Origin of the sequence: Roseovarius sp. EL26 (assembly GCF_900327775.1) — a bacterium.
In the GTDB taxonomy this organism is placed as follows: domain Bacteria; phylum Pseudomonadota; class Alphaproteobacteria; order Rhodobacterales; family Rhodobacteraceae; genus Roseovarius.
Genome location: NZ_OUMZ01000006.1, coordinates 347406 through 368037 on the forward strand (window position 1 = coordinate 347406; position 20632 = coordinate 368037).

Annotated in this window: 18 protein-coding genes; 8 read left to right on the forward strand and 10 right to left on the reverse strand. The window is 55.7% G+C overall.

Features of this window, described 5'->3' with window-relative positions; all coding sequences use genetic code 11:
- Positions 1-84: 84 nt before the first annotated feature.
- From gcvT to D9A02_RS06555, 4 genes are all read left to right on the forward strand, one after another.
- A complete protein-coding gene (gene gcvT / locus D9A02_RS06540) occupies positions 85-1182 on the forward strand; it encodes a glycine cleavage system aminomethyltransferase GcvT (RefSeq protein WP_120500176.1) in 1098 nt (365 codons plus the stop codon).
- A 15-nt stretch (positions 1183-1197) separates the two neighbouring features.
- Positions 1198-1563: a glycine cleavage system protein GcvH gene (gene gcvH / locus D9A02_RS06545; RefSeq protein WP_120500177.1), complete on the forward strand. Its 366-nt coding sequence runs from the start codon at positions 1198-1200 to the stop codon at positions 1561-1563.
- A 60-nt stretch (positions 1564-1623) separates the two neighbouring features.
- Positions 1624-4482 (forward strand): aminomethyl-transferring glycine dehydrogenase, encoded by a 2859-nt coding sequence (gene gcvP, locus D9A02_RS06550; protein WP_120500178.1) that lies wholly within the window; start codon positions 1624-1626, stop codon positions 4480-4482.
- Between the two features lie 258 nt (positions 4483-4740).
- Entirely contained in the window at positions 4741-5364 is a 624-nt protein-coding gene (locus tag D9A02_RS06555) for a queuosine precursor transporter (protein WP_120500179.1), read from the forward strand.
- 54 nt (positions 5365-5418) lie between these two features.
- Here the strand turns inward: D9A02_RS06555 and D9A02_RS06560 are convergent, their stop codons facing one another.
- A complete protein-coding gene (locus D9A02_RS06560) occupies positions 5419-5679 on the reverse strand; it encodes a hypothetical protein (protein ID WP_120500180.1) in 261 nt (86 codons plus the stop codon).
- A gap of 297 nt (positions 5680-5976) precedes the next feature.
- On the opposite strand from D9A02_RS06560, the gene D9A02_RS06565 reads away from it, so the two are divergent.
- Positions 5977-7254, forward strand: coding sequence for an ATP-binding protein (locus D9A02_RS06565; protein WP_120500181.1), 1278 nt, complete (start codon positions 5977-5979; stop codon positions 7252-7254).
- Between the two features lie 72 nt (positions 7255-7326).
- Positions 7327-7617 carry an SCP2 sterol-binding domain-containing protein gene (locus D9A02_RS06570; protein ID WP_120500182.1) on the forward strand — a complete coding sequence of 97 codons (291 nt, stop codon included), beginning with the start codon at positions 7327-7329 and terminating at the stop codon, positions 7615-7617.
- A 37-nt stretch (positions 7618-7654) separates the two neighbouring features.
- On the opposite strand, the gene D9A02_RS06575 is transcribed toward D9A02_RS06570, so the two are convergent.
- The 4 genes from D9A02_RS06575 to D9A02_RS06590 are packed head-to-tail and all read right to left on the reverse strand — an operon-like array spanning position 7655 to position 12713.
- Positions 7655-8224, reverse strand: a complete 570-nt coding sequence (locus D9A02_RS06575) for a sarcosine oxidase subunit gamma (protein ID WP_120500183.1) — start codon at positions 8222-8224, stop codon at positions 7655-7657.
- Entirely contained in the window at positions 8217-11165 is a 2949-nt protein-coding gene (locus D9A02_RS06580) for a sarcosine oxidase subunit alpha family protein (RefSeq protein WP_120500184.1), read from the reverse strand. The genes D9A02_RS06575 and D9A02_RS06580 overlap by 8 nt, the downstream gene beginning before the upstream one ends.
- Positions 11162-11449 carry a sarcosine oxidase subunit delta gene (locus D9A02_RS06585; protein ID WP_120500185.1) on the reverse strand — a complete coding sequence of 96 codons (288 nt, stop codon included), beginning with the start codon at positions 11447-11449 and terminating at the stop codon, positions 11162-11164. Before D9A02_RS06585 ends, D9A02_RS06580 begins: the two co-directional genes overlap by 4 nt.
- A gap of 13 nt (positions 11450-11462) precedes the next feature.
- Positions 11463-12713 carry a sarcosine oxidase subunit beta family protein gene (locus tag D9A02_RS06590; RefSeq protein WP_120500186.1) on the reverse strand — a complete coding sequence of 417 codons (1251 nt, stop codon included), beginning with the start codon at positions 12711-12713 and terminating at the stop codon, positions 11463-11465.
- Positions 12714-12800: 87 nt separating this feature from the next.
- Here D9A02_RS06590 and D9A02_RS06595 point away from each other — a divergent pair, with 87 nt between their 5' ends.
- The gene (locus tag D9A02_RS06595) at positions 12801-13760 is read left to right on the forward strand and encodes a GlxA family transcriptional regulator (RefSeq protein ID WP_120500425.1); all 960 of its coding nucleotides are present in this window, start codon (positions 12801-12803) and stop codon (positions 13758-13760) included.
- On the opposite strand, the gene D9A02_RS06600 is transcribed toward D9A02_RS06595, so the two are convergent.
- Positions 13757-15394 carry a GMC family oxidoreductase gene (locus D9A02_RS06600; protein ID WP_120500187.1) on the reverse strand — a complete coding sequence of 546 codons (1638 nt, stop codon included), beginning with the start codon at positions 15392-15394 and terminating at the stop codon, positions 13757-13759. The two genes, D9A02_RS06595 and D9A02_RS06600, sit on opposite strands and share 4 nt — an antisense overlap.
- A gap of 1 nt (position 15395) precedes the next feature.
- Positions 15396-16451: a cell division protein ZapE gene (zapE, locus tag D9A02_RS06605; protein ID WP_120500426.1), complete on the reverse strand. Its 1056-nt coding sequence runs from the start codon at positions 16449-16451 to the stop codon at positions 15396-15398.
- A 152-nt stretch (positions 16452-16603) separates the two neighbouring features.
- Between zapE and D9A02_RS06610 the strand changes: the two genes are divergently transcribed.
- A complete protein-coding gene (locus D9A02_RS06610) occupies positions 16604-17845 on the forward strand; it encodes an MFS transporter (protein WP_120500188.1) in 1242 nt (413 codons plus the stop codon).
- Here D9A02_RS06610 and D9A02_RS06615 read toward each other — a convergent pair.
- From D9A02_RS06615 to D9A02_RS06625, 3 genes are all read right to left on the reverse strand, one after another.
- Positions 17842-18753: an alpha/beta fold hydrolase gene (locus D9A02_RS06615; protein ID WP_120500189.1), complete on the reverse strand. Its 912-nt coding sequence runs from the start codon at positions 18751-18753 to the stop codon at positions 17842-17844. The two genes, D9A02_RS06610 and D9A02_RS06615, sit on opposite strands and share 4 nt — an antisense overlap.
- Positions 18750-19667, reverse strand: coding sequence for an ornithine cyclodeaminase family protein (locus D9A02_RS06620; RefSeq protein ID WP_120500190.1), 918 nt, complete (start codon positions 19665-19667; stop codon positions 18750-18752). Before D9A02_RS06620 ends, D9A02_RS06615 begins: the two co-directional genes overlap by 4 nt.
- 64 nt (positions 19668-19731) lie before the next feature.
- On the reverse strand, positions 19732-20604 hold the full coding sequence (locus D9A02_RS06625; protein ID WP_120500191.1) for a DMT family transporter: 873 nt from the start codon (positions 20602-20604) through the stop codon (positions 19732-19734).
- Positions 20605-20632 lie beyond the last annotated feature (28 nt).

Genomic DNA, 20632 nt, shown 5'->3' on the forward strand with positions numbered 1-20632 from the left:
CCTTGCAAAGAATGCGGTTTCGCGCAGTCTTAAGCCAAAGCGGTTCCGAGCTGAGTATTAGAAACGTTAAGAAAGGCATCTGTCATGACTGACGCGCCCAAACGTACCCCGCTCTATGACTTGCATGTCGAGCTTGGTGGTAAGATCGTTGATTTCGCCGGATGGGAGATGCCTGTCCAATACCCCATGGGGATCATGGGAGAGCACAAACATTGCCGTGAAAAGGCCGCGCTGTTTGACGTCAGCCACATGGGTCAGGTGATCCTACGTGGTGAAAACGTTGGCGAAAAGCTCGAAGGGCTTTGCCCACAGGCTTATGCCACTCTCAAAGAGGGTAAAGCGCGCTATGGTTTCTTCACCAATGCCGAAGGTGGCATTATGGACGATCTGATCGTCTCGAACGCGGGGGATCACTTCTTTGTTGTTGTGAACGCGGCCCTGCGTCATCAAGACATTCCACACATGAAAGCCAACCTCGATGGTGTAGAAGTCACCGAAATCTTTGATCGTGCACTGGTTGCCGTCCAAGGACCAAAGGCCGAAGATGTCGTTGGCGCATTGTGCCCAGCGGCCCGAGATATGAAATTTATGGAAACCATTGTGGCCGACATCACTGGTGTAGAATGCCGCATCTCACGTCTGGGTTATACCGGTGAAGATGGCTATGAGATTTCGATCCCCGACGACAAAGCCATCGAAGTGTCTCGCGCATTCCTTGCGCATGACGATTGTGAACCAGCCGGCCTTGGTGCACGCGACAGTCTACGCCTCGAAGCTGGGCTTTGCCTTTATGGTAATGACATCGACCAGTCGACCAGCCCGATTGAAGCCTCGTTGAACTGGGCGATCCAGAAACGCCGCAAGGAAGAGGGCGGCTTCCCAGGTGCCGAGCGCATCCAAGGTGAGATCGCCAATGGCGCAGCCCGTAAACTGGTTGGCATCAAACCCGAAGGCCGCGCCCCTGCGCGTCAGGGCGTTGAAATCCAGTGCACCGAAGGCAACAATATTGGTCAAATCACATCCGGTGGATTTGGTCCAACTTTTGAAGGCCCAATTGCAATGGGATACGTATCTGCCGGTCACGGCGAGCCGGGTGAAAAGGTTAACCTGATCATCCGTGGAAAACCTCAGGTAGCCGAGATTGTCGCGCTGCCCTTCGTTCAGCAAAACTACAAACGCTAAGTTGGAGACTAAGATATGAGCACTTATTATTCAGAAGATCACGAATGGATCATCGTTGAAGGCGACACTGCCACCATCGGAATTACTCAGCACGCGGCTGACCAGCTTGGTGACGTAGTATTTGTCGAGATGAAAGAAGCTGGCGACGAGTTCGAAAAAGGTGACGACATCGGCGTGATCGAATCCGTCAAAGCCGCTTCCGAGATTTATGCCCCTCTGGATGGTGAAATCGTTGAAGCCAACGAAGCGCTGGCTGACAACCCTGGCGCCCTCAATGAGAGCCCAGAAGGTGACTCGTGGATCTACAAAGTCAAGCTGAGCGATTCCTCGCAGCTTGAAGACCTGATGGATGCAGACGGCTACAAAGCCCTGATCGGTTGATATTAAAACCCTGCCGGATCTGCTCCGGCAGGGACAACGCTTTGACCAAGGACCGCGCACATGGCCTTTAAACTCACTGACTACGAAGCCTACGACTTTGCCAATCGCCGCCACATCGGCCCCTCTATTCAAGAGATGGCTGACATGCTGCAGGTGATCGGCTTTAAAACGCTTGATGAACTGATTGACGCAACTGTTCCGCCTTCGATTCGCCAGAAAGAGCCACTTGATTGGGGCCCGGCGATGACAGAACGCGATGCGTTGTTCCACATGAAAAAGATCGCGAAAAAGAACAAGGTTCTGACCTCGCTGATCGGTCAGGGTTATCATGGCACCACAACGCCAGCGCCGATCCTGCGCAACATTCTTGAAAACCCGGCATGGTACACGGCCTATACGCCGTACCAGCCTGAAATTTCTCAAGGGCGCCTTGAGGCGCTGTTGAACTTCCAAACCATGGTCAGCGATCTGACAGGGCTGGATATTGCCAACGCATCGCTTCTCGACGAAGCCACGGCTGCAGCCGAAGCTATGACCATGGCAAAACGCGGCGGACGTTCCAAAGCGAACAACGCGGCTTTCTTTGTCGATAAAAACTGCCACCCCCAAACCATCGCAGTGATCAAAACCAGGGCCGAACCTCTGGGCGTTGATGTTGTGGTTGCAGATCCTGATGAGCTGGTGGCTGAAGCTGTCTTTGGCGCGATCTTCCAGTATCCTGGCACCCACGGCCATGTGCGTGATTTCACAAAAGAAATTACCGCGCTGCATGAAAACAAGGGCATCGCAATTGTTGCCGCAGACATCCTGTCGCTGGCATTGCTGAAGTCACCCGGTGAAATGGGTGCCGACATTGCAATCGGCTCCACCCAACGTTTCGGCGTTCCGATGGGGTACGGTGGCCCACACGCTGCCTATATGGCCACATCAGATAAACTCAAGCGTTCCATGCCGGGCCGGATCATCGGTGTATCCATCGACAGCCACGGCAACAAAGCCTACCGTCTGTCGCTGCAAACTCGCGAGCAGCACATCCGCCGCGAAAAAGCCAACTCTAACGTTTGTACAGCTCAGGCACTGCTGGCGGTGATCGCGTCGATGTATGCGGTTTATCACGGTCCTGACGGCATCAAAGCAATTGCCCAGTCGGTGCACCGAAAAACCTCGCGTTTGGCAGACACGTTGGAACAAAACGGCTTCAAAGTAGAACCAGAAGTGTTCTTTGACACGATCACGGTCGAAGTTGGTCACCTGCAAAAGGTTGTCATGGAAGCGGCTGTTGCACGTGGGATTAACCTGCGCAAAGTGGGCGATGACAAGGTCGGTATCTCGCTGGACGAACAAACCCGCCCTGAAACCATCGAGGCGGTCTGGGCGGCCTTTGGTATCGAGCAGAAAGATGACAGCAAAAAGAACCGTCACTACCGTCTGCCTGACTATGCACTGCGTGAAAGCGAGTATTTGACTCACCCGATCTTCCACAAGAACCGGGCCGAGGCAGAAATCACTCGCTACATGCGTCGTCTGGCTGACCGTGATCTGGCGCTTGACCGTGCGATGATCCCGCTGGGATCGTGCACAATGAAGCTGAACGCCACGATTGAGATGATCCCGGTTACTTGGCCCGAATTTGGCGACATGCACCCCTTCGTTCCTGAAGATCAGGCGCAGGGTTATCATCAGATGATCGACGATCTGAACGACAAGCTGTGTCAGATCACCGGTTATGATGCGATCAGCCAGCAGCCGAACTCGGGTGCGCAGGGCGAGTATGCAGGCCTGTTGACCATTCGCAGCTATCACGCATCGCGTGGCGAAGGGCACCGCAACATCTGCTTGATCCCCACTTCCGCTCACGGAACCAATCCCGCTTCGGCACAAATGGTTGGATATAAGGTTGTTCCAGTAAACTCGGATGACAAAGGCAACATTGATGTCGCTGACTTCCGGGCCAAGGCTGAGAAACACTCAAGTGATCTTGCAGCCTGCATGATCACCTACCCGTCAACACACGGAGTGTTTGAGGAAACTGTTCAAGAGGTTTGCCAGATCACTCATGATCACGGTGGTCAGGTTTATATCGATGGGGCGAATATGAACGCCATGGTCGGTCTGGCGCAGCCGGGTAAGATTGGCGGCGACGTCAGCCACCTTAACCTGCACAAGACCTTCTGCATTCCGCACGGTGGGGGCGGCCCCGGCATGGGTCCGATTGGTGTCAAAGCGCACCTTGAGGAACACCTGCCAGGTCACCCAGAGTATGGCACAGCGGTCGGTCCGGTTTCGGCGGCTCCGTTTGGATCACCTTCGATTCTGCCGGTCAGCTGGGCCTATATCCTGCTGATGGGTGGTGCCGGTCTGACGCAGGCGACCAAGGTGGCGATCCTGAACGCCAACTACATCGCGGCGCGCCTGAAAGATGCCTATCCAATCCTCTACACGTCCGAAACCGGCCGTGTGGCGCACGAGTGTATTCTCGACACCCGGCCATTGGATGAAGAGGGTCATATCTCGGTCGACGATGTGGCTAAACGCTTGGTAGATAGTGGTTTTCACGCACCAACAATGTCTTGGCCAGTGGCTGGTACACTGATGGTCGAGCCGACAGAATCCGAGCCGCGGGATGAATTGGATCGCTTCTGTGATGCGATGTTGTCCATCCGGGCCGAGGCGCAAGATGTGATCGACGGTAAAATTGACGCGGAGAACAATCCGCTCAAAAATGCACCGCACACCGTGCGCGATCTGGTTGGTGAATGGGATCGTCCATACACCCGCGAGCAGGCTTGTTTCCCTCCCGGCTCGTTGGGTGTTGACAAGTATTGGGCGCCGGTCAACCGGGTCGACAACGCTTATGGCGACCGTCACCTGATCTGCACCTGCCCACCTATGTCGGACTACGAAGACGACGCTGCATAATAACCTCCTGATTGGTCCTGTCTGATGCTCAGCAGGGCCAATCTAACTGCCTGTCCGGAGAGCACGGGGCAACCCGCCGGACAGTGCCCGCCTTTATGGCGGGCTTATTTGTGTACAACCTGTACAGCCTGTACGCGGGTTATGTACACAAATCGGACCATCGCGCGGGGCTTGATTTTTGGTGCGGTCCTGAATATTGGGTGCGACTGCTTTTGAGGGGAAATGCCCCCTCTGACCCAAATCTGAGAGACGCAAGATATGACGCGCACCCACCTTCCTGGAATTTTGGCTATGGCCGCCGTTGTGGTGGCCTCGAACATCCTTGTTCAGCATCTCTTGGGGCAGTGGCTGACATGGGGGGCGCTGACCTATCCGCTGGCGTTTCTGGTGACGGATGTGATGAACCGGGTCTACGGCCCCGGCCCGGCGCGGCAGGTGATTGTTGTGGGTTTTGTGGTTGGGGTGATCTGTTCGCTGATCGGGACGCAGATTGTCGGCGAATTTGGCCCGCTGGTGACGGTACGGATTGCCATCGGGTCCGGGCTGGCGTTTCTGTGCGCGCAGTTGATGGATGTGGCAATCTTTGACCGTCTGCGCGCGGGTAGATGGTGGCGGGCGCCGCTGGTGTCGACGCTGGTGGGGTCAACACTCGATACGGTCTTGTTTTTTAGCATCGCCTTTTCCGCTAGCCTGAGCTTTATCGAGCCAGCAAATGATGTGTCATGGGCGAATGAGGTGCTGCCGCTGCTAGGCGTGGGGCCGATGGTGCCGCTGTGGATCTCACTAGCGCTGGCGGACTGGATGGTGAAGCTGTCACTGGCCATGCTGGCGCTGATCCCGTTCCGGATGATTGTCAGCAAGCTGACAGCGCGTTCGGTGTGAGAACCTTTCGGATCTGAACCCTTGCGCGAAACAGTGGCTCATGCCTATCGCGTGTCATTGGTCAGATGAGTTTAGCTCGGCCTTTTGAAACACCATGATCGTAATGAAAAGGCCGCCGACAAAAAGCGCGTGCCCCACCGCGCTAACACCGAACGCGAGATAGCTGCCTATCGACAGCGAGAAAATGGCGCTCCACATCCATGCCAGCATTTGCATGAGCATGTGGGCCGTGGGCAAAGAATAGTTTTTCAGCGGGCTTTTGGTCTCATCCATCACCAAATTCCATGTGGTTTTCATATCGTCACTATTGGTCATCTGTTTCCTCCCATTATTGAACTTATACGGTCGCGGGAGAGCGTCGGATCAAAAAGGCATATCTGACAGAGGGAAACACATGTGTATTCTGCATTGATCTGATCCCTGCGCGAAACAGCGGGCAAAGCCCGCCGCGCATCGCCAACGCGCCCCAACGCGGTGGCGATTGGGTGAGGTTTCGTGGCACTTTACATGAGATTCAAGTTAGTTGATTTAGTTTCGAGTTTTACAATCTCGAGTATTGAAGCGCTGCGGTGAGAAGAGCATATTAGACATTATGTTGATAACGAGGGCTAAATGGCTATTTTAGATTTCGATGAGAAAAAAGTCGAAGAAATCATTCAAAAACACTTGTCACCTTCCGCTGAAATCCGAGATCCGGAAAGACTAATAGGACGAGACAAATTCCTCAAAAAAATAAGAAGAGCACTCAATTCTCCCAAACGCCATGTGTTTATTCATGGGGAGCGAGGAGTGGGAAAGACTTCATTGGCTATTACTGCCGGACAGCTATTGGCACCACATGATGATAACTTCGTATATGTGGATTGTGGGCAAAACACTACGTTTGGTGAAGTTATTCAGCGCATTGGAAACAGTGTAATTGATGTAAGTAAACGACTAAGTTCCTCTGGTCCAACAATAGGTGGAGGCGTTGGGGTCGCAGGTCTTGGTAACCTGAATCTAAATTTCAAAGGTGGCGAGGTTACGAATATACCTGCACCCACCTCGACAGCAGAAGCCTACGATATACTGCAATTTGTGCGTCAAAAACGAACTGGCCAAATAATTATAGTGATCGATGAGTTCGATCGTATTCAGCACACTGAAAAAACGGCATTCGCAGAGCTTCTGAAAAATGTTGGCACACAGATTGATGATTTACGACTGATATTCTGCGGAATTGGTATGAATGTCGAAGAGGTTTTGGGTGAACACGGTTCGACTGGCCGAACGTTTGAAACCGTTGAAATGGATAAATTAAGTCACGACAAGCTGTGGCAAATTATTAACAGTGCGACGGAGCCACTTGGTATCTCAATTGGCTCTGGAATTTTGAAGAGAATAGGGATTATTAGCGATGGTTTCCCGCACTTCGTCCATTTGATAGGTGAGTGCTTAATATATGCGATGTTGGATGATGAAAAAACGGTTTCCATTTGCGAGCGCCGTCACTTCGAAATTGCTCTGACTGAGGCTCTACAAAAAACGGAACCATATCTTCGCAGCAAGTATTCAATGGCAACAGAGAAAACGAAATTGCAAAACGAATATGAAGAAGCGTTGTGGGCGTTGGCGGATAGAACTGAAACGCGCCGCAAACTCGATGATATTGAAGCATCTTATAGGCGGATCACTGCACAACGTCACTTTCGCAAAGATGAAAAACCAAAGGTGATGACTCGCACCAACTTAAATCAAAGATTGCTACGTCTACGTGAAAACAACCACTCAAATTTGGTGGTTGGACATGGATCCGGGAGGTTTAGTTTCAGAGAGGGTGTAATGCGAGGATACGTAAGGTTACGTGCGGAAAATGAGGGGATCGAATTGTCACCTGAACAAATAACGTAGGGTTTCGATTGTGGTTGGGGCGCTCTGGTCGCATCTTCTGGCGTAAGTGAGATTTGCGGAAGGCCAAGAGAGATGAGTGACGTTGTGGCGCAGTATATTGCGGAATTGGATGCCAAAGTGCGGGGCGTGATCAAGGGCACGGCGAAGCTGACCATTACGGATGAGGGCAGTCTGATGTTGGATGAAAACGGTGCGCGCGCGGGCGATGAAGAGGCGGACGTGACTTTGATGGCCAGTGACAAGGTGTTCAAAGCCATTCTGTCGGGCGATCAGAACCCGGTGATGGCCTATATGTCGGGCAAGTTGAAGGTCGATGGCAACGCGCAGCGGGCGTTGAAAGTCAGCAGTATTTTAACCGACTGAGGGTGGATTATGCCCGGCGTTTACCGGGCATAAGGCTTTACATGATATTCTGGGCTGAGGTTTCCACGGCGTGCAGGAACGACTTGGCCGAGGAGCTGGCTGAAAGCAGCAGGTAGGTGTCATCGCCTGTGCGGATGATCAGCACGCCCAGATGCTCCATCGCGGTGCGGGCGCAGTCGCCTTCAGCAAAGGCCGCTGGGTGAATGTCGATCGGGCAGATGCGTTGCAGGGCCTCGCGGCTGGTTGCGCCAGACACTTCCAGACCTGTCCAAACGTCGGTCTGATCCGTGGTATAGGCCGTGCCTTTCAGCTTGGCCTGAACCACCGGGTTGGCATCGGGTGTGGCGTGGGTAAAGACCACCAGCGCCTGATCGGCCCCAAGACGCACCAGACGGGCGTTGCCGTCTTTGCTGAGCGCGGTTTTGCCGGGTTCGGGCAGGTCCGCGCCATAGGCGGTTTTGATCGCTTTCAGTGCTTTGGCCTCTGCCCCCAAAGGCAGGGCGATGGAGACCAGCGCGAGATCTGCCGGAGAGGTCAGCGAGACATTCCCGAAGGTTTTATTATACCCGGCCAAAGGCGGGGTTGCGGTCAGTGTATAATCAGCCACGGAGACGTTCTCCCTCTGGGTCAATAAAGTGGGCCGAGACGATTTCGACTTCCATTTCGGTGCCATGTACAGGGCTTACGGCACGGACAATTTCGCCTTTGCGTTCATGCCCGCGTTTGATGAAGCCAAGGCCGATGGAATGGCCCAGATTGGGCGACCATGCGGTTGAGGTCATCCAGCCTTGGTCGTTCTCCATGTTCGCCTCATCCCCTTTGGTGATGAAATGCGAGCCGGCAATCACATCCAGACTGCGATCAACCGGGCGGAAGCCCATCAGTTTGACCGCATCGTCGCGGAGCAGTTCGGGCCGTTGTGACAGCACGTTGCCGATGCACTCTTTCTTTTGGCTGACCATCATACCAAGGCCGATGTTGTTGGCGGTGGTTTGGCCGGTCAGCTCGTTCGCGGTGACGTGACCTTTTTCGATCCGCATCACACCAAGGGCTTCGGTGCCGTAAGGGGCGACGCCGAATTCCTCGCCCGCTTTGTTCAGCACTTCCATCATAGAGTTGCCAAATCGCGCAGGCACGGCGATTTCAAAGGCCAGTTCACCCGAGAAGGAGATCCGGAACAGACGTGCGGGGGTGCCGCCGCAAACCGTGATTTCGGCACAGCCCATGAAGGGGAAACCTTCGTTTGACAGGTCTGTACCCTCATCAACGACCTTGCGCAGAAGGTCGCGGCATTTTGGGCCGGCGACAGCAAACTGTGCCCAACCGTCAGTGGTTGAGATCAGGTGCACATCCATGTTGGGCCACAGACACTGGCGGGCGAATTCGAGACGGCGGAACACGATCACCGCGTTGGCGGTGGTGGTGGTCATCACAAAGTGATCATCTGCCATGCGTGCGGTGGTGCCGTCGTCATAACAAATGCCATCTTCGCGCAGCATTAGGCCATAGCGAACCTTGCCAACAGCCAGTTTTGCAAAGGCGTTTGAGTAAACTTTGTTGAGGAACTCAGCCGCATCTTTACCCTGAACATCGATTTTGCCCAGCGTGGTCACATCACAGATGCCCACATTGGTCCGTGTGTTCTTGGATTCGCGATCAACGCTGTCGCGCCAGCCTTTTTCGCCCGGACGGGTGTACCATTCGGCCCGCATCCAGTTGCCAACCGTGACAAAGCTGGCGCCATTGGCCTTGGCCCATTCGTGGCTGGGCGTCAGGCGGGTTGGGCGGAAGTCGTGACCACGGGCCCGACCACCAAGTGCGCCAAGGGGGATTGGCGTGTAAGGGGGGCGGAAGATCGTAGTGCCGGTTTCCGGGATGGTTTTGCCAGTGCATTCTGCCATGACGGCCAGCGCAGGGATGTTGGCGGTTTTGCCTTGATCCGTGGCCATGCCCAATGTGGTGTAACGCTTGAGCAGCTCGACCGAGCGATAGCCCTCGCGGTGGGATAGTTTCACATCTTTGACGGTGACGTCGTTTTGCAGGTCCAACCACGCGCGTTTGGTGCTTTCGCCAACGTGCCACATTGGTGAACATTCAAACGGCTCGTCTTCGGCCTTTGGTGCGGCTTTGCGTGATGCGGTGAAGCCTAGTTCTTTGATCTGTGCATTGGCGATTGCACGGCCCTCAGATAGGGCAGCGCCCAGTGTCAGAGATCCGTTTGCAGCACCGGCAACAGCCATGCCAACCGGTAAGGATTCACCGGGCACAAAGGCGCTGATGTCGTCGCGCCATGTCGGGCGGCCACGCTGGTGGCAGGTCAGGTGCACGTTGGGGTTCCATCCGCCAGATACGGCCAGACAATCGGTATCGATCATCTGTCCATCGGTCAGGGTGATCCGTTTCAGGCCCTTACGACCGGCAGTGTCCATCACGGCCGCGTTGCGGATGTGGCGAGCGCCAGGCACATCGCAAACCGCTGGCTTGTCGCGGCTGTCGATGATTGCGTTGACGTTCACGCCCTTGGCGGCCAGATCGGCAGCGGTGCGCCAGCCATCGTCGTTGTTGGTGAACACGGCAACCTGTTGGCCGGGTGTCACACCATAACGATTGACGTAGGTCCGTACAGCACCGGCCAGCATCACGCCGGGGCGGTCGTTGTTGCCAAAGGCAATTGGGCGTTCGGTTGAGCCAGCGGCCAGAACGGCACGTTTGGAGTAGATCCGCCACAGGATTTGGCGGGGCTTACCGCCAGAATCGGCCAAGTGGTCGGTGCAGCGTTCCAATGCGCCATAAACGCCGTGGTCATAGGCGCCGTAAATGGTGGTACGTGTCATGATCTGGACGTTGTCCATCGCGGCCAGTTCGGCCAGCGTTTGCGTGGCCCAATTGGCCCCGGACATGCCGTCAATTTCCAACGTTTCTGCGTTCAGGCGACCGCCCGGTGCAAAGTCTTCGTCCGCCAAGATCACCCGTGCGCCACTGCGAGCGGCGGCAAGGGCGGCTGAAATCCCGGAGGGACCAGCGCCTATGACCAACAGATCACAATGCAGGAAGCCTTTGTCGTAGATGTCAGGATCTTCTTCCATCGACAGGCGGCCAAGACCGGCTGAGGAACGAATAATGGGTTCGTAGAACTTTTCCCAGAACGCCTTGGGCCACATGAAGGTCTTGTAATAGAAACCTGCTGATAAGAAGGGCGAGACATAATCTGTCGCCGCCATCAGGTCATATTCCAGCGATCCACGGTGGTTTTGGCTGGTGGCGCTCAGGCCATTGAACAGCTCGGCCATGGTGGCGCGGGTATTTGGTTCTTGATGTGCGCCAGTGCGCAGTTGCACCAGTGCGTTTGGCTCTTCCGATCCGGCAGAGAAAATGCCGCGTGGACGGTGATATTTGAATGAACGGCCGACCAACCGCTGACCATTGGCCAACAGAGCCGAGGCCAGTGTATCACCAGCAAAACCCTGCATGGATTTTCCGTTGAAGGTAAAGTTCAGCGGTTGTGCGCGGTCAATCAGGCCGCCTTTGACACGGTTGATCTGGCTCATTTGTCGCGCCCTCTTTCACGGGCCACATCGCGGGCCAGTTCCACCTTGGTAATTTCATGGGACAATGTATTGCGGGTCACCACCAACCAGGACCGGTCGCCCTGTTCGTGGTACCACAGTTCCTGGTGCTGGCCCGCTGGGTTGTCGCGCAGGTAGCCGTATTCATAGAACTGCTCAGCTGCGTTTTCGGCCTGCCAGTCGGGGCGGTCGATCAGGCTGGCATCGCCCAGATAGATAAATTCGGCCGCATCGCGGGGGCCAAGAAGTGGGTGATTGATAATCATGCTTTGTCCTCCCTCAATGCAGGTTAGGCTGGTTGCCCATGCCTTTTTCGTCGATGATATGACCGCTCTTGAACCGGTTTAGGCGGAAACCATTTGCGACTGGATGTGCTTCACCTTTGGCCAGCAAATGCGCGTAGCAATAGCCCGATGCTGGGGTTGCCTTGAACCCGCCGTAGCACCAGCCGCCGTTGAAGTAGAGGCCTTCGGTTTCGGTTTTGTCGATGAAGGGTGACCCATCCATCGACATATCCATGACACCACCCCAGCTGCGCAGCAGACGGGCGCGGCCGATCATGGGCATCACGGCCATGCCGCCTTCGACGACATCTTCGACCACGGGCAGGTTGCCACGTTGAGCGTAGCTGTTGTAGCCATCCAGATCGCCACCAAAGACCAAGCCACCTTTGTCAGACTGGCTGACGTAGAAGTGGCCGGCACCAAAGGTGATGACGCCCGGAATGACAGGTTTCAGACCTTCGCTAACAAAAGCCTGCAAAACATGGCTTTCAATCGGTAGGCGCATGCCCGCCATCGCGGCGACGCGACCAGAAGATCCAGCGACACACATTGCAACCTTGTTGGCCCGGATTGGACCGCGCGAGGTTTGGACACCACGCACCTTGCCGTTGTCGATATCAATTCCGGTGACTTCGCAGTTTTGGATGATATCCACGCCGCGGCTGTCTGCACCACGGGCATAGCCCCAAGCCACGGCATCGTGCCGGGCTGTGCCGCCACGGCGCTGATACAGGCCACCTTTGATTGGGAAGCGTGCATTGTCGAAATCAAGGAACGGCAGTTCGCGACGCAGCTGCGCCTCATCTGCCAATTCGGCATCGGCACCGGCCAGGAACATCGCGTTCGCGCGGCGCACGAAGGCGTCGCGTTGGCCGTCGGTATGAAATAAGTTCAGGATTGAGCGTTGCGACACCATCGAGTTGTAGTTGGTGTCCTGCTCAAGGTTTTCCCACAGTTTCATCGAGAATTCGTAAAACGGCTCGTTGTCGGGCATCATGTAGTTTGAGCGAATGATCGTGGTGTTCCGGCCAATGTTGCCCGAACCTAACCAGCCCTTGTCCAACACGGCAATGTTGCGCATGCCGAACTCTTTGGCCAGATAGTAGGCCGTTGCCAGACCGTGCCCACCAGCACCGATGATGATGATATCATATTCCGGCTTTGGATTTGGCTCGCGCCATGCGGCCTTCCATCCTTTGTTGCCGGTCAAACCTTCGCGGAGAACCCTGAAGCCAGAATATCGCATGCGCATGCGCCCTTATATTAACCTTTGGTCAGATTGACACAGGTGCGGGCGCTAGACTTTTCTGTGTTGGTCTTTATTTTGTCTAAAATGGACATTGAGACGGAAAAAACCAGCCACAGACGGCGCATTGGCATTCTGCCAATCGATGGATTCGCGATTCTGGCCTATGCCAGCCTGGCTGATCCGATGCGGGCGGCGAATTTGCTGGCGGGCCAGACGCTTTATGATGTCGTGAATATCGGTGAAGATGTATCCTTACAGCAAAGCTCTGGCGCGGCGGTTGTGATACCACAGGCGCATGTCGGTGACGATATTGAGCTGGATTATCTGTTTGTCGTCGCGGGTGGGGATCCGACGGCTTATGACAATAAGGCGGTAACCACTTGGCTTGCGCGAATGGCGCGCAAAGGGGTGATTTTGGGTGGCGTGTCTGGTGGGCCGATCATTTTGGCGCAGGCCGGCTTGATGGGCGGGCGGCGGATGACGGTGCATTGGGAACATGCTGAGGCTTTGGCAGAAATCTCGCCTTATCTTCTGTTGGAACGGACACTGTATGTGATTGACCGCGATCGTTTGACCTGTGCGGGGGGAACCGCGCCAATGGATCTGATGCATGCGTTGATCACCCAGCATCACGGGCCGGGATTTGCCCGCCGGGTCAGCGACTGGTTCATGCACACCGAAATCCGCCCTTCGGCTGGACCGCAGCGCGCTGGGTTGGTCGAGCGTGTCGGATCAAACAGCCCTGCCATTCTGGACGCGGTTGAGGCGATGGAGGCTAATATTGCTGATCCCGTAACTCTTGACCGATTGGCGCAGATGGCCGGGTTATCCCCGCGGCAGCTTAATCGGTTGTTTCATGACAAAATGAGCCAATCCTGCATGCGGTATTATCGCGAGTTGCGTCTGGATAAGGCGCAAAACTTGCTTCGAAATTCGCCGCTTTCATTGACCGAGATTGCATTGGCGACGGGGTTTGCCAGCTCGTCGCATTTTTCCAAGGTTTACCGGGCACAGTTTGGGCAGCCGCCGTCGGCCTATCGTTAGTTTTGAAACGCGAAGGGGGCTTTGATCGGGCCAAGCTGTGGGCGGCCGGCGATGTAATCAGCGGCGCGGGCGGCGATCATTTGGGTGGGGGCATTCAAGTTAGCGCTGATGACGCGGGGCATGACCGAGGCATCGACCACGCGTAGATTTTGCGTGCCTTTGACCCGGAATTGATCATCGACAACGCTGTCTTCACCATGGCCCATCCGGCAGGTGCCGCAGGGGTGGAAATCGGTGACGGTGGCATTGCGGATCCAGGTTTCAATGTCGATGGTGGTTTGCACCTCGGGGCCGGGGTCGATTTCTTTGCCGCGCAGCCCATCAAAGGCGTTTTGTGCAACCAGTTCGCGGGTTTTTTGCACGCCTTCGACAAGTTCCTGCAGATCAAAGGGGTCTTGCAGGTAGTTGAAGGTCATCAAAGGCTTATCGGATGGATTGGCCGAGGCGAGACGGATTTGCCCCCGGCTGCGGGGGCGGAGTTGGTCAACATGAATGGCAAAGGCTTGTCGAAGTTGAATGTTGCCGTTCTGGTATTCGAAACCAATTGGGCCAAAGTGATACTGTATATTGGGGTACTGCACCGTTTCATTGCCCCGGATCAGGCCGCCCGCCTCCCATATGTTCGACGCGGCGATGCCTTTGCGGGTAAAGACCCATTGCAGGCCGGCTCGGGCCTTGTTCCAAGGGCGGTCGACCCGGTGAATCGGGTAGTTTTGCATGCTTTCGTATTGCAGAATGATGCTGGCATGATCCTGCAGGTTTTGGCCAACGGGCAGGTTGATCAGCGGGGTGATCCCGTGATCGATTAGGTGATCGGCTGGGCCGATGCCCGACAACATCAGCAGTTGCGGCGTGTTGATTGCGCCGCCAGACAGGATCACCTCTTGATCGGCTGTCAGGTGCAGTTCTTTCCCGCCAAAGTCACAGATCAAGCCGGTGGTGCGAGTACCATCAAAGATAAGGCGTTTGACCATGGTCCGTGTCATCAGGGTGACGTTGCCGCGTTTCAGGGCCGGGCGCAGGTGGGCGACGGCGGCACTGCAGCGGCGGCCGTGGCGTTTGGTGGCATCAAACCGGGCGACACCTTCGGGGTTGAAGCCATTCAGGTCGTCTGAGCGACCTTGTCCGGCCTGTTCGCCCGCCTCCAAAAAGGCATCATAAAGCGGGTTCTCAAAATCGCCGGGGTGCACGCCCAAAGGACCACTGTCACCGCGATAGGTATCACCGCCTTTGGCATAGGTTTCCCCGGCACGGAAATAGGGCAGGCAGTTTTCATAGCGCCAATCGGTCAGGCCGAAGTGATCGGCCCATGCGTCATAATCCAAAGGATGGCCACGCATGTAGACCATGGAGTTGATCGAGGATGATCCGCCAACCACCTTGCCGCGCGGCATGTCAACATGGCGATCATGCAGGTCGGCTTCAGCCTCGGTCACGTAATTCCAGTTGAGTTTTGGGTCACGCCAAGCCTTGTAGACGCCAGCAGGGATATGGATTAGCAGATCGCGGTCCATGGGACCGGCCTCTATCACCAGAATGGATTTAGAGGTGTCAGCACCGAGTTTGTTGGCAAGAACGCAGCCCGCAGATCCGGCCCCGACGATGATATAGTCATATCTGTCGGGGTGGGTCACTTTACTGCCCCCAGTCTTCGGATTGCATTTCCCTGATCCGGCTGGCGGTGCGTTCAAATTCAAAAGTGCCTTCGCCTTCGATATAAAGCAGTTCGGGGCGGGCGGCGGCAGAGCAGATCAGTTTGACGCGGGCCTCATAAAGCGCGTCGATCAGGGTGACAAAGCGCTTCGCCTCGTTAAAGTTGCTGCGGCCAAGTTCAGGGATTTCTTCGATGATCAAGACGCGCACCGCTTCGGCCAACGCCAGATAGTCGGCGGGCCCCAGCATTTTACCGCAGAGGCGGTGAAATTTGGCGCGGGCGACGCCGTTGTGAAAGCGGGGAATTTCGACCTCGCGTTTGTTGACGATCAGCTTGAGGGGTTTGGCTTTGCCGCCTGTGAGGCTGGTCCAAACTTCGCGAATGGCGGCGCGGCTTTCCTCATCAATGGGGGTGAAATAGCTGGGGCTGCCGGCCATTTTTGTCTGGCGGTAATCCGTGGGGCTGACCATTTCGTGGACAACCAAGCGATCCTTGATGTGGTCAATGAAAGGCAGAAAGAGTTGGCGGTTGAGGCCGTCTTTGTAAAGATCGTCCGGCACCCGATTTGAGGTGGTGATGACGGTGACGCCAGCAGCAAACAGCGCCTCGAACAACCGTCCGACGATCATCGCATCGGTGATGTCGGTGATCTGCATCTCGTCAAAGGCCAGCAGGCGTACTGAATTTGCAACTTCGGCAGCCACTGGGGCAAGCGCATCCTCAACACCTTGTTCGCGGGCTTTGTGCATGCCGACGTGGATTTCCTGCATGAAGGCATGGAAATGGACGCGCCGGGCCGGGGCTTCGATGACATCGACAAAAAGATCCATCAACATGGATTTTCCGCGCCCAACACCACCCCAAAGGTAAAGGCCTTTGGGCGCCTCAGGGGCTTTGCGAAACCAGCCCTTTTTGACAGGTTCAGCTAATGCTTCGCCGATCCGGTCAAATTCTGGCAGGGTTGCCTCTTGCGCGGGGTCACGGGTCAACTCGCCCGTGGCGACAAGATCTTCATATGCTTTGGTTAATACACCCATACATAAGGCATAACCTGCGATATGCGCTGAGAAAAGCAGGAATATGTCTGACAATTCTTTTGGGACATCAGGAAATAGAATGACATGGATCAAAAAGCCTGAATTGACCTGCGGCGCCCGCCCGATATGGTGCACGGATAAGGAACACCATCATGCGCGCCACCACCGCTTTGTTTACCCCGGTTCTGCTTGGGGGTTGTATTATCATCCTGATTTCATTTGCGATCCGGGCGTCTTTTGGTGTGTTTCAGATTCCGATTGCCGAAGAATTTGGCTGGTTGCGGTCAGAATTTTCGCTCGCCATCGCGATTCAGAATCTGGCCTGGGGGGTTGGGCAGCCGATTTTTGGTGCCATCGCTGAAAAGATCGGGGATCGCAAGGCCATCGTGATTGGGGCGTTTACCTATGCGCTGGGTTTATTGTTGTCGTCTTTTGCCGTCACACCCGAAGCCCATCAGATGTTTGAGATCATCGTTGGCTTCGGCATCGCTGGGACCGGGCTTGGGGTCATTCTGGCCGTGGTCGGTCGCGCCAGTTCAGACGAGAACCGGTCGATGTCGTTGGCGATTGTCACTGCTGCGGGATCGGGTGGGCAAATCTTTGGACCACCGATTGCGGAATATCTGCTGGGCATCATGAGCTGGCAGATGGTGTTCATCGGCTTTGCCGGTGTTATTCTAACCACGCTGTTGGTTCTGCCGATGATGCGGACACCTGCGAATGACGCAAGCAAGGCCGAGCTTGAGGAAAGTTTGGGTCAGATTTTGCGACGCGCCTTTCGCGACCCATCTTATACACTAATTTTCATTGGGTTCTTTTCCTGTGGGTATCAGCTTGGCTTTATCACCGCGCATTTCCCCGCATTTGTGACCGAGGTTTGCGGCCCAATTTTAGCGGGTAGCCTGCTCCATGGGATCGGGATCACCACCACCTCGGCGCTTGGGGCGATTGCGATTTCGCTCATTGGGTTGGGGAACATCATTGGGACATTGGCCGCTGGATGGTTGGGCAATCGCTATCAAAGGAAGTACCTGCTGGCGGGAATCTATACGCTTAGGACAATCGTGTGCATCGCCTTTATAATGACCCCGATGACCCCGATGACAGTTTTGCTGTTTTCAGCTGGAATGGGGTCTTTGTGGTTGGCAACGGTGCCGCTAACCAGCGGGTTGGTCGCGCATATTTATGGGTTGCGCTATATGGGCACGCTGTTTGGCATCATCTTTTTCTCGCACCAATTGGGCAGCTTTATGGGGGTCTGGCTGGGCGGGCGGATGTATGACCTTTATGGCGATTACACCGCTGTCTGGTGGATTGGTGTCGCGGTTGGGGCCTTCAGTGCGATTGTACATTTGCCGGTGCGCGAAGAGCGGTTGCAGGTGCGTAGTGCTTAGTCAGCCTTAGGGATCGCATCGACCACAGCTTGCGTTGCGGTATAGGCCAGCGTGTGATCAGCGCCTTCGATAATTTTGTGCAATGCGTCGGGGTTCCAATCGCTCAGCATCTCAGCGCCAGAGACGGGGATGATGTCATCGGTTTCTCCCCAGATGGCGAGCACTGGGATGTTGGCGGCGTGCATGGTCTTGTGGTCCTCCTCGCGATCCTCATCGCAGATGCCGCGCAGGCTATTGAGGACGGCGGGGACAAAGCCGTTGTATTTCATCTCGTTAATCTGCAGATCGACGACACCTTCGATGTCACCCTGCAGGCCACGTTCCGCCTCGGCCCCGCGGCGCAACATGCGCGGATACATCACGGTTAGCATCCAGCGGCCGAAGTATTCGTAGTTGCTGGCCATTCTGACAATCGGCCCCAGATCGTGACCCATACCGATAGGCGCCAGCAGGATCAGCTGTTTGATCCGTTCGGGGAAACGCGCGGAAAAGGCTGTGACGATGCCGCCGCCCATCGAGTAGCCAAGCAGTGTAAATGGGGTGTCGATGCCCTGATCAGCGAGCAGCTCATGCAGGGTTTCGGCGAAAAAATGACTGGTTTGGATGCCCTTGGGCCGGTCGGAATATCCGCGGCCATAGTGATCATAGACCAACACGCGATAGCCCAGCTTTCCCAGCCCTTTGGCTATAGGCCCAAAGACAAAAGATGGCGTGGTCAGCCCATGGACGCAGACAAGGACTGGGCCTTTGTCTGCGCCGAGCCACTGATAGTGCACCGTGCCACGGGAGAGATTGGTGAATTGACCAGGGGCATCTTGGCGGTGTTTTTCGTTCATACGCGGGCGCAGGGTCTCGCGGGCGAAAGGCCAGATGATGATGGCAGCGATAAGAACCAGACCCCAGATCATTGTGCGGCCTGCCAAGCGTCTAGGATGTAACGGCTGGTCATCAGATCCAGATGGGCACCGCCGCCGTTTTTGAACAGGGTGATTTCATCGTCGCTTGTGCGTTTGAACTGGTCCATCTCGTAGTAGTCGCCTTGTAAGTCGTTGCGCTGGATTACTCCCGCTTCAAGCGGTGTTTTTAGCTCGCCGATGTGGTTAACCGTGGTGTCGTAACTGTCGACAAAGACACGGCTACGGGTCAGGGCGGTATCGTCAGCTTCGCGCATGTCTGGGCGGTAAGCACCGATCAGGTCAATATGTTGACCGGGTTGGAACCACTCGCCTTTGAGGATCGGGTCGGTGACCATTGTGGCCGAGGTGATGATGCCGGCGGCTTTGACGGCGGTTTCCAGATCATCGGCCACAGTCATGCCGGGGCAATCGGCGGCGAGAATTGCGGCATTTGCATGGGTGCGGTTCCAGATGGTGAAATTCGCATCGGGGAAGCCCGCGCTGTAGGCCTGAAACAGGTTGCCCGCCACTTCGCCAGCCCCGACGATCAGTATGTTCCGGCTGTCTTTGCGGGCGAGCTTGCGCGCAGCGAGCAGGCTGTCGCCGGCGGTTTTCCATTTTGTGACAAGGTGGAAGTCGATGAACGCTTCGGGGATCCCATCAGTATCAGAAAATAGGCTGACGGTGCCATGGATCAGAGGTTTGCCCGCTTTGGGATTGTCGGCAAAAACCGTGGCCGATTTGACTGCCACACCCATGCCATCAATCCAGGCAGAGCGGCTGAGCAAGGTATCGGACCCGCGATAGAGAAGGGTGTCGTCAATCTCGGCCTTGGGCAATTTGTGCCCGGCCTCTATCGCATCACACAGGCCAATCCAATCCAGATTGGCCTCTCCCTCCTCATGGGAAATGAATTTGATGCTCATGTATTCGCCCTGTTTTTCATCCGACGCAGGAAAGACGAGAGCCGGGATTTTGTAAAGCCCGCGACTAACTTGGCCGGTCTTGCTTGGACAGTTGCACCGCCAAAATGCCGACGGTGATGACGGCGACCCCAATGATTTCACGCATTCCCAGCTGTTCGCCAAGAATTGCCGCTGCGATGGCGACGCCAAGGAAAGGGTTGAGAAAGTGGAATGTTGCTGCGCGTACGGCGCCGATGCGATTGACTAGGTAAAACCAGACCAGCGTCGCCATCAGGCCAGGGACAATGGTGGTGTAGGCGAATGCGACGATCAGCTGCCAGCTCCAGTCGATCACGAGAGTTTCAGTGGTGACCGCAACAACACTAAGCACAGCGCAGCCAGCCAGCATTTGCAGGCCAACAATCATCATGAAGTTTCCACCCGCCGTCGCCCCGCGCACCATCATGGTGGCAAAGCTGAGGGCGATCACGCCAATGATACAAAGGCTCAGGCCATAGAGATCAACACCACCCTGAAGCCGTGCGCCCATGATGATGGCCACGCCAACGACACCGGCGATCAGGCCAAACATGCCCATTTTGCCGATTTTTTCCTTGAAAAAGATCCAGCTGGCGAGGCCCACCAACAAGGGCATGGTCGAGGCGATGATGGCGGCCAGTGAGGCTTCGACCGTTTGCATGGCGACAAAATTGAGCCCAAGATAGAGCGCGTTTTGGCAGATGCCGAAAATGATGGTGGCGCGCCATTGTGCCGGGGTCAATTTCCAAGTCTGACCCATGGCGCGGGCGATCAGCACGCCGATCAGGCCAGAGATCAGATACCGCAAGGCTAATGCTGATACGGGTGGTGCGGCGGCGACAATGATGCGGGCCGAGGTGAAGGCGCTGGACCACATCACGGCAAAGGCCAGCCCCATGAGTAATGCGCGAATATCCACTGGCTGCCCCCTGCCTTGCGTTGCCGTG

What these genes read in the sequence shown, in the direction of transcription:
- gcvT (WP_120500176.1), top strand. Translation starts at nt 85, where the DNA reads ATGACTGACGCGCCCAAACGTACCCCGCTCTATGACTTGCATGTCGAG.
- gcvH (WP_120500177.1), top strand. Translation starts at nt 1,198, where the DNA reads ATGAGCACTTATTATTCAGAAGATCACGAATGGATCATCGTTGAAGGC.
- gcvP (WP_120500178.1), top strand. Translation starts at nt 1,624, where the DNA reads ATGGCCTTTAAACTCACTGACTACGAAGCCTACGACTTTGCCAATCGC.
- D9A02_RS06555 (WP_120500179.1), top strand. Translation starts at nt 4,741, where the DNA reads ATGACGCGCACCCACCTTCCTGGAATTTTGGCTATGGCCGCCGTTGTG.
- D9A02_RS06560 (WP_120500180.1), bottom strand. Translation starts at nt 5,679, where the DNA reads ATGACCAATAGTGACGATATGAAAACCACATGGAATTTGGTGATGGAT.
- D9A02_RS06565 (WP_120500181.1), top strand. Translation starts at nt 5,977, where the DNA reads ATGGCTATTTTAGATTTCGATGAGAAAAAAGTCGAAGAAATCATTCAA.
- D9A02_RS06570 (WP_120500182.1), top strand. Translation starts at nt 7,327, where the DNA reads ATGAGTGACGTTGTGGCGCAGTATATTGCGGAATTGGATGCCAAAGTG.
- D9A02_RS06580 (WP_120500184.1), bottom strand. Translation starts at nt 11,165, where the DNA reads ATGAGCCAGATCAACCGTGTCAAAGGCGGCCTGATTGACCGCGCACAA.
- D9A02_RS06585 (WP_120500185.1), bottom strand. Translation starts at nt 11,449, where the DNA reads ATGATTATCAATCACCCACTTCTTGGCCCCCGCGATGCGGCCGAATTT.
- D9A02_RS06590 (WP_120500186.1), bottom strand. Translation starts at nt 12,713, where the DNA reads ATGCGATATTCTGGCTTCAGGGTTCTCCGCGAAGGTTTGACCGGCAAC.
- D9A02_RS06595 (WP_120500425.1), top strand. Translation starts at nt 12,801, where the DNA reads ATGGACATTGAGACGGAAAAAACCAGCCACAGACGGCGCATTGGCATT.
- zapE (WP_120500426.1), bottom strand. Translation starts at nt 16,451, where the DNA reads ATGGGTGTATTAACCAAAGCATATGAAGATCTTGTCGCCACGGGCGAG.
- D9A02_RS06610 (WP_120500188.1), top strand. Translation starts at nt 16,604, where the DNA reads ATGCGCGCCACCACCGCTTTGTTTACCCCGGTTCTGCTTGGGGGTTGT.
- D9A02_RS06615 (WP_120500189.1), bottom strand. Translation starts at nt 18,753, where the DNA reads ATGATCTGGGGTCTGGTTCTTATCGCTGCCATCATCATCTGGCCTTTC.
- D9A02_RS06620 (WP_120500190.1), bottom strand. Translation starts at nt 19,667, where the DNA reads ATGAGCATCAAATTCATTTCCCATGAGGAGGGAGAGGCCAATCTGGAT.